This is a genomic window from Sanguibacter sp. Z1732, from assembly GCF_051020515.1.
Classification (GTDB): domain Bacteria; phylum Actinomycetota; class Actinomycetes; order Actinomycetales; family Beutenbergiaceae; genus CALKWS01.
On sequence record NZ_CP194857.1, the window covers coordinates 1,663,857 to 1,676,654 of the forward strand.

9 protein-coding genes and 3 pseudogenes are annotated in these 12,798 nt (G+C 70.0%); 3 read left to right on the plus strand and 9 right to left on the minus strand.

Annotated features, from left to right (window positions below; all coding sequences use genetic code 11):
• Nucleotides 1-11: 11 nt before the first annotated feature.
• The 4 genes from ACRRRO_RS08855 to ACRRRO_RS08870 form a co-directional block, all read right to left on the minus strand.
• A complete protein-coding gene (locus tag ACRRRO_RS08855) occupies nt 12-989 on the minus strand; it encodes a glycine--tRNA ligase subunit alpha (protein WP_434081573.1) in 978 nt (325 codons plus the stop codon).
• 46 nt (nt 990-1,035) lie between these two features.
• Nucleotides 1,036-1,734: a GAF and ANTAR domain-containing protein gene (locus ACRRRO_RS08860; RefSeq protein WP_424795403.1), complete on the minus strand. Its 699-nt coding sequence runs from the start codon at nt 1,732-1,734 to the stop codon at nt 1,036-1,038.
• Nucleotides 1,735-1,873: 139 nt separating this feature from the next.
• Nucleotides 1,874-2,185, minus strand: a complete 312-nt coding sequence (locus ACRRRO_RS08865) for a hypothetical protein (RefSeq protein ID WP_424795402.1) — start codon at nt 2,183-2,185, stop codon at nt 1,874-1,876.
• A complete protein-coding gene (locus tag ACRRRO_RS08870) occupies nt 2,182-2,682 on the minus strand; it encodes a hypothetical protein (protein WP_434081402.1) in 501 nt (166 codons plus the stop codon). The genes ACRRRO_RS08865 and ACRRRO_RS08870 overlap by 4 nt, the downstream gene beginning before the upstream one ends.
• A 134-nt stretch (nt 2,683-2,816) precedes the next feature.
• On the opposite strand from ACRRRO_RS08870, the pseudogene ACRRRO_RS08875 reads away from it, so the two are divergent.
• The 3 genes and pseudogenes from ACRRRO_RS08875 (at nt 2,817) to ACRRRO_RS08885 (ending at nt 6,990) form a co-directional block, all read left to right on the plus strand.
• Nucleotides 2,817-4,690 (plus strand): annotated as a pseudogene (locus ACRRRO_RS08875) (glycoside hydrolase family 15 protein).
• Nucleotides 4,687-5,652 (plus strand): TIGR03885 family FMN-dependent LLM class oxidoreductase, encoded by a 966-nt coding sequence (locus ACRRRO_RS08880; protein WP_424795399.1) that lies wholly within the window; start codon nt 4,687-4,689, stop codon nt 5,650-5,652. The pseudogene ACRRRO_RS08875 and the gene ACRRRO_RS08880 overlap by 4 nt, the downstream one beginning before the upstream one ends.
• 72 nt (nt 5,653-5,724) lie before the next feature.
• Nucleotides 5,725-6,990, plus strand: coding sequence for an MFS transporter (locus ACRRRO_RS08885; protein ID WP_424795398.1), 1,266 nt, complete (start codon nt 5,725-5,727; stop codon nt 6,988-6,990).
• Nucleotides 6,991-7,017: 27 nt separating this feature from the next.
• Here the strand turns inward: ACRRRO_RS08885 and ACRRRO_RS08890 are convergent, their stop codons facing one another.
• The 5 genes and pseudogenes from ACRRRO_RS08890 to ACRRRO_RS08910 form a co-directional block, all read right to left on the minus strand.
• On the minus strand, nt 7,018-8,184 hold the full coding sequence (locus ACRRRO_RS08890) for a mandelate racemase/muconate lactonizing enzyme family protein (RefSeq protein ID WP_424795397.1): 1,167 nt from the start codon (nt 8,182-8,184) through the stop codon (nt 7,018-7,020).
• Nucleotides 8,185-8,371: 187 nt separating this feature from the next.
• Nucleotides 8,372-8,818 (minus strand): META domain-containing protein, encoded by a 447-nt coding sequence (locus tag ACRRRO_RS08895; protein ID WP_424795396.1) that lies wholly within the window; start codon nt 8,816-8,818, stop codon nt 8,372-8,374.
• 227 nt (nt 8,819-9,045) lie between these two features.
• On the minus strand, nt 9,046-10,083 hold the full coding sequence (locus ACRRRO_RS08900) for a MaoC/PaaZ C-terminal domain-containing protein (RefSeq protein WP_434081403.1): 1,038 nt from the start codon (nt 10,081-10,083) through the stop codon (nt 9,046-9,048).
• Nucleotides 10,056-11,404 (minus strand): annotated as a pseudogene (locus ACRRRO_RS08905) (3-oxoacyl-ACP reductase). The gene ACRRRO_RS08900 and the pseudogene ACRRRO_RS08905 overlap by 28 nt, the downstream one beginning before the upstream one ends.
• Nucleotides 11,401-12,791, minus strand: a pseudogene (locus ACRRRO_RS08910) (acetyl-CoA C-acetyltransferase). Before ACRRRO_RS08910 ends, ACRRRO_RS08905 begins: the two co-directional pseudogenes overlap by 4 nt.
• Between the last annotated feature and the right edge of the window lie 7 nt (nt 12,792-12,798).

Genomic DNA, 12,798 nt, shown 5'->3' on the forward strand with positions numbered 1-12,798 from the left:
CCTCGACCGACTCATCCCACCACGTTCGGGGGCAGCTCCTCCACCCCGATCTCGAGGGCGAACACCTGCGCCTGCGCGGGCAGTGCCTCCTGGTCGACGGCAGGCAGCTGAACCGGATCAGGCGCGGTGTCCTTCAGCAGCGGGAAGCCCAACTCCTCACGCCGGTCCACCCACAGTGCCGAGATCTCCCGGGCCAGGCGGCGCATGGTGCCGAAGGCCTTGGCGCGCTCGGTGGTGGAGATCGCTCCGCGCGCGTCCAACACGTTGAAGGCGTGGGAGGACTTCAGCAGGTAGGTGTGCCCGGGCACCGGCAGGCGCGCCTCGATCATCCGCTTGGCCTCGGACACGTAGTGCTCGTACAGCGACTGGTTCGTGGCCACGTCGGCCTCGTCGAGGTAGTACCGGGACATCTCGTACTCGGTCTGCCCGAACGCCTCGCCGTAGCTGATGCCGGGGGCGTAGGCGAGGTCGGCGAAGTGGTCCACGCCCTGCACCGCCATCAGGATCCGCTCCAGCCCGTAGGTAAGTTCCACCGGTACCGGGTCCAGGTTCTGCCCGCCGACCTGCTGGAAGTAGGTGAACTGGGTGATCTCCAGTCCGTCCAACCACACCTCCCAGCCCAGTCCCCAGGCGCCGATCGCGGGCTGTTGCCAGTTGTCCTCCACGAACCGCACGTCGTGGGCGCGCAGGTCGATGCCAAGCGCCTCCAGGGAGCCGAGGTAGAGCTCCTGGGGGTTGGCCGGCTCCGGCTTGAGGATCACCTGGAACTGGGTGTGGGTCTGCAACCGGTTCGGGTTCTGCCCGTACCGGGAATCATCCGGGCGAACCGACGGCTCGACGTACGCCACGTTCCACGGCTCGGGACCCAGCACCCGCAGCACGGTGGCCGGGTTCATCGTCCCGGCCCCGACCTCGGTGTTGTACGGCTGCGTGATCAGGCAGCCGTGGGAGGTCCAGTACTCGGTGAGCGCGCGGATCGCGTCTTGCATGGTCAGCACCGCTCTAGGCTACCGAGTCCGCAGCCGCGAGCGGCGCTCACAACCGGAGTCGGCGGTGGACGACCTGCTCAGCCACCTCCCGGAGACTGGATCGGGTGCCCCGGGCGTGACGGCGGATGAGCTCGAATGCCTCGTCCACGCCTGCCCCGTGGGTCTCGGCGATTATGCCTTTGGCCTGCTCGATGACGATCCGCGAGGAGAGGGCCTCCTGAAGTTGGGTGTTTATGGTGCGTTGGCGGTCATAGGCGACGGAGTTGACCAGGTACACCGAAGCGGCATCGGCGAAGATCGTGGCCACGCTCAGGTCCTGATCGCTCCAGCGCCGGTCGACGGCGTAGGCGTTCAGAGCGCCGATCGTGCGGTCCCCGACCTTCATCGGGATGCCGGCAACGGACGTGATGCCCATCTCAACGGCTATCGAGCAGTAGCGGGGCCAGCGATCAGCATGCTCACGCAGGTCGTCGATGGCTACTGTGCTGCGGCAGCGGAATGCCTCCACACACGGTCCGGCCTGCTCATCCTCCTGGTACGTCTCCAGCTCCACCAGGGCGCTGGGATTGGCCGTGGCGAACCGCAGTTCTGCGCCGCGGGCGCTGGAGACGTCGCGGGCGATGGAGACTCCGGCGCCGACCAGGTCCAACTCCTCCTGAACCGTCATGGTCAGGTCATCCAGTGCGTCGGAGATGTCATAGGGCGTCAGCAGAGAACGCAGGAAGCTCGAGAGCGTCGCTAGCACGCCGCGTCCCAATCCTCGGGGGGCACGGTGCAGTACCGTCCGGGCTTGATGCGCGAAGGTTCGGGCTGCGATGACCCATCGATAACTCAGGTACCACATTAGCACCCACCGCTGCACGTGCCCCGATGAGGCGGCTGGCTCACCGTGGCATCGGTTCGAACAAGTCCCACCGCTGCGCCACGTCCAGCAGGAATCGAAGGGTCGCAGGAGGGTCGGTCAAGCGCGGCCGGGACCGGGACGTCTCCACGAGGCGGAGCACCGCGGTCAGGCCGCACGCGTCGATGAACCGCATGTCGCTGGCATCGACCTCAACCAGTAGTCGACAGGCATTCGCCATGAGGACCTCGTGACCCTGGTCGGCCACCAGACAATCCAGGTCACCTCGCAGCCGGATGGTTGCGTGCCCGGACCCGGTCACCGTCAGTTCGATCGCCCCGTGCTCCTGGCTCACCGGATCACCTGCACGACGTCCAGGGTGCCGAGCGCCCGGTGAATCAGTGCCTCGGGTTGCTCGCCGGGAGCGGCGATAGCCAGGGTGACCTGGACGGTAAAGGGGGCCGAACCCTCCATGTGGCGGATCCGGCTCAAGCAACGATGCGTTCGCTCGGTGTAGCGGATCAGGTCCGTCGTCGAGCCCCGCACCAGCAGCCGGACGCGTTCGTCGTGCACGTCGATCCATCCGCACTCAGGGATGTCCGCGCGCAGCCGCTGCGCGATGTCGCGTACGGTCACGGCGACGACCTGCCGCGGAACGCGTTCGGCGCTGAAGTCGGCGGAGGCGTAGATGAGTCCGACGTGCTCGGCGCCGTAGGCGTCGAACTCCCGATGGATCCGGTCGGTGAACGTGGAACTGCCGATCCTGCTGGTCGCTACTCCCATGCCACGCCTCCGGTAGTCCGCTGCCTGATAGGTCAGTAGGTCCACCGGGGTCTGGGGTGGGGATCGCACGTCCTCGAGCGATGCCGTGGTGGCAGGGTAAGCACACCGACGGTGGTTCGCAAGCGCTGGGCGTGCGCCTGCCCGTCCGGGCGGGTGGTCGGTTGCACATGCGCGACCGCCCCGACTGCGGTAGGAACGAAGCGATGAGCACGCCCCTTGAGCACTACGCCCTCCTGTCCGATCTGCGCACCGGACCGCTGGTGTCCCGGGACGGCAGCATCGACTGGCTGTGCCTGCCCAGGTTCGACTCCCCGGCGGTGTTCTCGGCCATCCTGGGCGATGCCGAGGACGGTCGTTGGAAGCTCTCGGTGCCGGACGGGGAGGTGGTCGAGCGGCGATACCTGCCGCAGACGTTCGTCCTGGAGACCGTGTGGCGCAGCCGGACCGGGCGTGTCCGGGTCACCGACTTCCTCCCGCCCAGCACCTCCCAGGGTGACCTGGTGCGCCGGGTGGAGTGTCTGGAGGGGCAGGTCCGGGTGGAGCACGACCTGCGCCTGCGGTTCGACTACGCCCGCGCCACGCCCTGGACCAGGGAGATCGAGCGGGACGGCCAGGAGCGTTGCCTGCTGGCCCTGGCAGGGCCGGACGCGATCCTGATCACCGGCCCGATGCTGCACTGGCCCGGCAACGGCGACGGCGGCGGGGAGGACGACGACGGCAGTGCCGCGTCGGTAGCGGAGCACCCCGGCACGCAGCCGGCGGAGGGCCGGCGCGCCCCACGACTGGTCGGATCGTTCAACCTGGACGCCGGGGACGTACTGGACTGGGACCTGACCTGGTTCAGTTCCTATCGGGACGTGCCGGAGCCACCCGATGCCGACCGGGCCCTGGCCAGCACCGTGCGGTTCTGGACGGACTGGGCCAGCCACTTGCAGGTGGACTCAGACCACCAGGACCTGGTGCTGCGTTCGCTGCTGGTGCTGCGGGCGCTGACCCACCTGGACACCGGCGGGATCGTCGCGGCCCCCACCGCCTCGTTGCCGGAGTACTTCGGTGGCGGGCGCAACTGGGACTACCGCTACACCTGGTTGCGCGACGCCGCCCTGACCATCGAGGTCGCGATCGCGCACGGCTTGACCCGAGGTGCCACGTTGTGGCGGGACTGGTTGCTGCGCGCGGTCGCCGGGGACGCCGATGAGGTCAAGATCATGTATGGGCTGGGCGGGGAACGCGAACTGACCGAGACCGAGTTGGAGCACCTGGACGGATACGAGAACTCCCGCCCGGTGCGCGTGGGTAACGGGGCAGCGGACCAGTACCAGGCGGACGTGGTGGGCGAGGTGATGATCGCACTGCACGAACTGCGCGAAGCCGGCGTGGCCGAGAATGAGTACACCTGGGGCCTGCAGAAGAGCCTGCTGGCCTATTGCGAGGCCAACTTCGACCGGCAGGACCACGGCATCTGGGAGATGCGCGGGGACACCCACTACTTCACTCACGGGCGCGCGATGATGTGGGCGGCGTTCGACCGTGGCCTGCGCGCGGTGGAGGAGCACGGGTACGACGGGCCCGCCGAGCGGTGGCGCGACCTGCGTGATCGGTTGGCGGATGAGATCGAGGAGCACGGCTTCGACGCCGAGTTGAACGCCTACACCCAGACCTATGACAACACCGAGGTGGACGCCTCCCTACTGCAACTGCCCCACACCGGGTACCTCGCCTACGACGACCCACGCATGCTCGGCACGGTCGAGCGGATCGAACAGGATCTGGTCACCTCCGAGGGCCTGGTGTACCGGTACCGGACCGAGGCGGGGATGGACGGGCTCGAGGGCGAGGAGTACCCGTTCGTGATGTGCACCTTCTGGCTGGTGGAGCAGTACGCCAACTCCGGGCGGCTGACCGCGCTCGGGAGGTGATGGACCACATGGTGGCCCAGGCCAGCGATCTGGGTCTGCTCGCTGAGCAGTACGACCCCGAAACCGGGCGCCAGGCCGGCAACTTCCCCCAGGCATTCAGCCATATGGGCCTGATCCGGGCCGCCGACGCGATCCAGGCCGCCGCGGAGGACCGATGACGACCGCGTACGGATTCCACGCCTCGCACGAGCAGATCTCCCCGGCCCAGTTGCTCCGGGACGTGCAGCGGGCCGAGCGGGCCGGATTCGAGATGGCGATGTGTTCGGACCACTTCGCGCCCTGGTCGGTGCGCCAGCATCACTCCGGATTCGCCTGGGCGTGGCTGGGAGCGGCGCTGGCGACCACCGACTTCGACTTCGGCACCGTCTGTGCACCCGGACAGCGTTACCACCCCGCGATCATCGCCCAGGCCAGCGCCACCCTGGCCCAGATGTTCCCCGGCAGGTTCTGGGTGGCGCTCGGCACCGGACAGAACATGAACGAGCACATCACCGGCGAGGCCTGGCCCGGGAAGGACCACCGCCAGCAGCGGCTGGAAGAGTGCGTCGGCATCATCCGGGCCCTGCACGAAGGTGAGGAGGTCACCCACAGCGGGCACGTCGTCGTCGACCGTGCGCGAATCTACTCCCTGCCCGACACCCCGCCGGACCTGATCGCCCCGGCGCTCAGCCCCGGCACCGCCGCCCGCGGGGCCGGCTGGGCCGATGGGCTCATCACGATCAATGATGACGCCGACTCGGTGCGGCAGATCATCGACGCCTACCGCGGTGCCGGTGGCCTGGGGCCGTTGTCGGTGCAGGTGCACGTGTGCATCGCTGAGTCCATGGTGCAAGCCCGCCGGATCGCCCGGGACCAGTGGCGAAATCATGCCCTGCCGGTGCCGTTGCAGCATGACCTGCCCATCCCGGAATACCTCGACATGGCGGGGGAGCACGTTCCGGATGAGGAGATCGCCGGTGGCGTGATCATCACCGACTCGGTACCGGACCTGGTGGAGCGTCTGCGTGCCTACGAGGACCTGGGCTTCGACCGGATCTATCTGCACCACGTGGCCCAGGACCAGCAACCCTTCCTGGAACTGGCCGAGCAGGAGTTGCTGCCGGCACTGCGGAGCCGCTGAGGCGCTGTGCCCGCGACCTGGTCTTGGGGGCGGTGACGCCGCGGCCGGGAAGTGGGTGATACTGGCGGAGGTATGTCAGAGGCGTCCTTGCACCGCCCCCGGCTGCCCAGGGAGATCTGGGTCCTGGCCGGCGCGGCGTTGCTCATTGCGTTGGGCTACGGCCTGGTGGCCCCGGTGCTGCCACAATTCGCCCGGTCCTTCGATGTGTCCGTGGCTGCGGCGTCCTTCGTGGTCAGCGTGTTCTCCCTGGCCCGGTTGCTGTTCGCCCCTGCCGGAGGCGCGCTCATCACGAAGCTGGGGGAACGGCGTATCTACATGGCCGGGCTGGTCATCGTGGCGATCTCCAGCCTGCTGACCGCCTTCGCGCAGAACTACACCCAGTTGCTCATCTTCCGTGGCCTGGGTGGCATCGGTTCCACGATGTTCACCGTCTCGGCGATGGGGTTGATCGTGCGGCTGGCCCCGCCCACCGCACGCGGACGTGCCTCCTCCACCTACGCCACGGCCTTCCTGCTCGGCAATATCGGGGGCCCGGTGATCGGCGGCTTCCTCGCCGAGTTCGGGCTGCGCGTGCCGTTCGTGGTGTACGCGGTGATGCTGATGTTCGCGGTGGTCGTGGTGTGGCGGCTGCTCCCGGCCACCGGGACCGGCTCGGCCCGCTCCCGCGATGCCAGCCCGCCGATGCAGTTCGGCGAGGCGATCCGGGACAGCGCCTACCGGGCCGCGCTCGCATCCGGATTCGCCAACGGCTGGGCGAACTTCGGGGTGCGGGTGGCGCTGCTGCCGCTGTTCGCCGCCGCCGCCCTGGAGGCCGGGCCCTGGGCAGCCGGGCTGGCGCTGGCGGTGTTCGCGGCCGGGAACGCGGTGGCGCTGAACATCGCAGGCAGGCAGGCCGACGTTCGGGGCCGCAAACCCCTGATCCTCACCGGTATCGCCGTGAGCGGGGCATTCACCGCGGTGCTGGGGCTCTCGGACAACCTTCTGGTGGTGCTCGCCGTCTCGGCACTGGCCGGAGTGGGCGCCGGCCTGCTCAATCCGGCCCAGCAGGCCGCGATCGCCGACATCATCGGGAACCAGCGGTCCGGAGGCAAGGTGCTGGCGGGCTTCCAGATGGCCATGGACACCGGCGCGATCATCGGGCCGGTGCTGGCCGGGGCGCTCGCGGACCAGTTCGGCTTCGGTGCGGCGTTCGGTGTCTCCGGGATGATCATGCTGCTGGCCGGCCTGGGCTGGTTGTTCGCCCGCGAGACCCTGGAACACCCGGAAGGAGGCGAGCCCTCCGACGGCCCGGACCACGGGGGCCCGGGCCACGACGGCCCGGACCCGGGGCCGCGGTAGGAGACCCGGACACTCGGACTCGGACGCTCAGCGCGCCAGGTCCGCCATCACCGTGGCCAGGTCCGACTTGCCCTCGAAACCGATGCCGGGCAGTTCCGGCAAGGTGACATGACCGTCGGTGACCTCGATCCCGTCGGGGAACCCGCCGAAGGGTTGAAAGAGGTCGGGGTAGGCCTCGTTCCCGCCCAGCCCGAGCCCGGCCGCGATGTTCAGGGACATCTGGTGCCCCCCGTGGGGGATGCACCGGGACGGCGACCAGCCGTGCTCGCCCAGCATGTCCAGGATGCGCAGGTACTCCACCAGTCCGTAGGACAGCGCGCAGTCGAACTGCAGCCAGTCGAGGTCGGGTCGCATCCCGCCGTATCGGATCAGGTTCCGGGCATCCTGCACGGAAAAGAGGTTCTCGCCGGTGGCCAGTGGGCCGGAGTAGTCCTTCGCCAACTCCGACTGCAGGGCGTAGTCCAACGGGTCGCCGGCTTCCTCGAACCAGAACAGGTCGAAGTCGGCCATTGCCCGTGCGTAGGCCAAGGCGGTGCGAGTGTCGAAGCGTCCGTTGGCATCGACGGCCAGTCGCTGCCCAGGGCCCAGCACCTCGCTCGCAGCCTCGATGCGGCGTAGGTCCTCATCCAGGCTCGCCCCACCGATCTTCATCTTCACCACGGTGTAGCCACGGTCGAGGTAGGAGCGCATCTCCTCGGCCAGGGCGGTGGTGTCCTTGTCCGGGTAGTAGTAGCCGCCCGCGGCGTAGACGAATACCTCCCGGTCGGCGGTGCCGTTGCCGTAGCGCTGGGCGAGCAGGTCGTACAGCGGCCGTTCGGCGATCTTGGCCACGGCGTCCCAGACGGCCATGTCCAGGGTGCCCACCGCAACGGAGCGTTCGCCGTGCCCGCCGGGCTTCTCGTTGGCCATCAGGATCTTCCAGATCTTGTGCGGATCGAGGTTCGTCCCTGCCTCGTCCACCAGGTCGACTGGGTCGGCGGCCTGCAACCGGGGGATGAATCGCTCGCCCAGAAGGGCGCCCTGGCCGTAGCGGCCGTTGGAGTTGAAGCCGAAGCCCACCACCGGCTTGCCCTCGCGCATCACGTCGGTGATGACCGCGACCAGACTCAACGTCATCGTGGAGAAGTCGATAAAGGCGTTGCGGATCGGTGAGGAGATCGGAAAGGTCCGCTCGCGGACGTCGACGATTCGCACGGGGTTCCCTTGTCGTTGGCTGGCTCAGGTCCACCTATTCTCGCCCGCGGTCCGGCCGGCCGTGGCCGGATTTGCCGTCGTTTGCTCCCCGGGTGCCGGTCCCCGGGCATCCGCTACTCCGCGCTCGCGGGCATCGGCTACTCCGCAACCCCGGAAGTCCGCGCGGTGGTCCGCGCCGAGAAGAGGGTCAGACGCGCTCGAACCGGAGTTCGGTGTCCGGCCCGGTCAGAACCAGTTCATCGCCGTCGGCCTGCACGTCCTGGATCTGCCGCATGGCGGTCAGGAGCTGTGACTCCTGGTCCATCACCTCGGGCGGATCGCACGCCATCATGGTGCTGACGAACTCGGTGGGCCACTGATCGGGCTGCTGGTCCTCCTCGCCCTCGGCGGTGGCTGTTCCGAAGTGGTTGCAGCCGCCGTGGCCGGAGACCTCGAAGCCGTCGACGGTCAGCGTGGGTTCGTGGCCGGAGACCACCTCGATCTCACCGTCGGGGCCGTGACCGGAGACCAAGATCCAGTCGCCGTCGGCCGCGGGGTCGGGGCCCGCCGCCCCACCTGCGGTGTCGCAGGCGGTCAGGGTGAGCGCGACGAGCGCGAACAGTGCCGCGACGGCGCGGCCGGGAAAGCGGTGCATCGGTGGCCCTTCCGTTCAGGAACAGTGGTCGATGCCTTGCCTGTGTCACGTCCCGCCCGGGTGTTGCAGCGGGGCCGTGGCGCATGCGCGGGCACTCCCGCACCGGGTCACGTCCCGCCCGGGTGTTGCAGCGGGGCCCGGATGCGGCAACCGGGCCCCGGTGTTTCAGCTGGGCCCGGGTGGCAGCGGGAGCGGGAGGACCTGCCCGATCCGCTGCCGGGGCCCCCTCAGGGAAGCGGCCGGACCGATCCGGTGAAGTGGACCCGGTCGCTGCCGGCCTTCCAGCCGGCGTAGGTGTAGGTACCGGAATCGGTTCGGGCCTGCCCGAAGGAGACCGTCGAGGGCAGCAGCACCGGCTTGGCGAAGTCGATCTGCCAGGTGAACGCCGGCCCGCGGGCCGGGCCGACCGCCGCCAGTGCCCGCGCCGCGGTGTACATCCCGTGCGCGATGGCCCGCGGGAAACCGAAGGCCCTGGCGCTCAGGGCGGACATGTGGATCGGGTTGCGGTCCCCGGAGACCGCGGCATAGCGCCGTCCGGTCCTGGGCGTCAGGCGCCATACCGCGGTGGCCTCGGGCAGCACGCCCCGGCCGCCGGCGTCGTTCCCACCGGCACCACCACGGGAGTGTCCGCTGCCGGCGGCGCCGGAGTCGCCGTCGTCGACCGCCTCGCCAGAGCCGGTGGAGCCATCCTGGCCGGCCTTCACCGGTTCGGCCAGCGCCAGACCGGGCAACGTGGTGCCCTTGGCCAGGTAGGTCGAGACCCCGCGCCAGGCCACTTCCGGGCCCTCCTGGGCAGCCACCTCCACTACTAGGTCCACCTGGGTGCCGGAGCGGTGCGCGCGCAACCCCTGCGCGCGGGCCTGCACCCGCAGCGTGTCGGTGGTGCTCAGCGGGTGGAACTGCTCCACCCTGTTGGCCACGTGCACCATGCCCAGTACCGGCAGCGGGAAGTCCGCGCGCACCATCAGGTTCATCGCGAGCGGGAAGCCGAGCACGTGCACGTATCCGGCCGGCAGTTCGTCGGTGCCTGCCTCCCCGAGCAGGTGCTGGTACTCGGCCAGGTGTGCGTGGTCCACCGGCACCCGCGGCACCGTGTAGCAGACCTGGGGCAGCGTGGTGGGCGAGGGGCCGCCGGAGAGCATTCCCGGCGCCGCGGCCCGGGCGGTACGCCCCAGGGCACGGGCGTACAACGACCCCAGCGAGGGCGAGGGCACCTGGTCCAGCACCTGCTCGCGCATCAGGCCCCCATCAGGTGCTGTCCGCACACCCGCAGCGTCTGGCCGTTGATGCCGGCGGACTGGGGCGAGGCCAGGAAGGACACGGCCTCGGCCACGTCGACCGGCTTTCCGCCCTGTTGCAGGGAGTTCAACCGTCTGGCGACCTGGCGCTGCAGCGCGGGAATGCGCGCGGTCATCTCGGTCTCGATGAAGCCCGGGGCCACCGCGTTGGCGGTGCCGGAGTGCTCGGCCAGCAGCGGCGCCAGGGACCGGGTCATCCCGATCACCCCGGCCTTGGTGAAGGCGTAGTTGCTCTGCCCGCGGTTCCCGGCGATCCCGGAGGTGGAGGCCAGGGAGATGATCCGCAGGCCATCGGGTGACAGGTCCGGGGTGGCAAGCAGGGCCTCGTTCATCTGCGCCTGCGCGCGCAGGTTCACCGCCACCACCGACCGCCAGCGGTCCGGGGTCATGTTCGCCAGCAGTTGTCCCGGGTGATGCCGGCGTTGTGCACCAGCACGTCCAGGCGTCCGTAGCGCTCACGTACCCGCTCGATCAGCCGGGCCGGGGTCGTCTCGTCGGTGATGTCGGCCTGGATGGCGGTGCCCCCGACCTCGTTCATCACCGAGGCCAGGCTCTCCCCGGCGGCGGGGACGTCCACCCCGACCACCTGGGCGCCCTCACGGTGCAGTACCCGGGCGATCTGCGCCCCGATCCCGCGTGCCGCGCCGGTGACCACCGCGACCTTGCCGGCCAGCGGCTTCGTCCAGTCGGCCGGGAGCGTCCCGGCGTCGCTGCTCACCTGGAGGCCCTGGCCGGAGACGAACGCCGAGCGCGCCGAGAGCAGGAACCGCACCGCTCCGAGCGCGGCGGGTGCGTCCACACCCACCCCATCGCGCAGCACGACGGCGTTGGCGGTGGCTCCGTAGCGCACTTCCTTGGCCACCGAGCGCCACAGACCCTCGACCCCGGCCAGGGCGGCCGCGCGGGCGGGGGAGTCCTGCTCGGTGGCTGCCCGAGTGAGCACCACCACCCGGCCCGAGGGCCCCAGGGCTTTCATCAGCGGACCTGCCTGGTCCACCACCTCGGCGGCGTCTTCGGGTGCGGTCAGTTCGGTGAGCATCAGCACCAGGGCTCCGACGCGGCCGCCGCGCATGGTCCGGCGCACATCCAGTTCCCAGTCCAGCAGGGTGGTGGCCAGGGTGTCGGCGTCGGCTCCGGTGCCCAGCACCACCACCGGTCCGGTGACCAGCGGGGCGTCGATCGACTTCGGGTCGGTGCGACGCAACCTGGCCGGGCGGGGCAGGCCGAACTGCTTGGCGATCTTCTTGGTGAGTCCGGAGTTCACCAGGTTCAGGTAGGTGTCGCTCACGCTGCCTCCAGGATCATCGCCATGGCCTGCCCGCCGGCGGCGCAGACCGAGATCAGGCCGCGAGCCGGCGGGCCCTCGGGGTTGGCCTCGCGGTGCTGGGCGAGCAGGGCGGCAGGTTGCCCACGATCCGGGCGCCGGTGGCGGCGAACGGGTGTCCGGCGGCGAGGGAGGAGCCGGTCACGTTCAACGTGGCCGGATCCACCTGGCCGGGGCTGGGCACCCCGACCTTGGAGGTGCAGAAGTCCTCATCGGCCCAAGCGGCGCTGGTGGTGGCCACCACGGAGGCGAAGGCCTCATGGATCTCCACGAAGGCGAAGTCCGCCAAGCTCAGTCCGTTGCGGTGCAGCAGGCGCGGTACCGCGTAGGCACCGCCCATCAGCAGCCCGTCCTCGCCGTGGGCGAAGTCCACACTGGCCGTCTCGGCGTCGATCACGTGCGCCAGCACCGGCAGCCCGCGCTCGGCGGCCCACTCCGGTGTGCCGAGCAGCACCGCGGCGGCGCCGTCGGACAGCGGGGTGGAGTTGCCGGCGGTCATCGAGGCCTCGGCGGCGTGCTCACCCTTGGTGCCGAACACGGGCTTGAGGGCGGCGAGCTTGTCCGCGGAGGTGTCCGCGCGCAGCGACTGGTCGCGTACCAGGCCGCGGTAGGGGGTGATCAGGTCGTCGAAGAAGCCCTCCTCGTACGCCTTGGCCAGGTTCTGGTGGGAGGCCAGCGCGATCGCGTCCTGGGCCTCCCGGGTGATCTTCCACTGGCGGGTGGTGATCGCCTGGTGCTCGCCCATGGACAGCCCGGTGCGCGGTTCGTTCACGTTCGGCGCCACCGGGGCCAGGTCGCTGGGGCGGAGCTGTCCCACGAGTTTGAGCCGCTGCGGCACCGTTTTGGCCCGGGACAGCCGCAGCAGCGTCTTGCGCAGGCGGTCGCTGACCACGATCGGGGCGTCGGAGGTGGAGTCCACGCCCGCGGCGATGCCGGAGGTGATCTGGCCCAGGGTGATCTTGTTCGCGATCGCCGCGACCGCCTCCACGGACGTGGCGCAGGCGCGCTGCAGGTCGAAGGCCGGGGTCTGGGGGGACAGCGTGGTGCCGAGCACCGCTTCCCGGGTGAGGTTGAAGTCGCGGGAGTGCTTGAGCACCGCCCCCCCGGCCACGTCGCCCAGGCGTTCGCCCTGCAAGCGGTACCGGGCCACCAGCCCGTCCAGGGCTGCGGTGAGCATGTCCAGGTTGCCGGCGCTGGCGTAGGCGCCGCCGGCCTTGCCGAACGGGATGCGGTTGGCGCCGATGATCGCTGCGCGGTGACGGCCGGCGCCTGGGGCTGCCTCGGCGCCGGAGCCGGCGCCCGGGGAGGTCTGCTTCTGGCCGCGGTTGCTGGTTCGGGGCTTGTCTGCCATGAGTTCC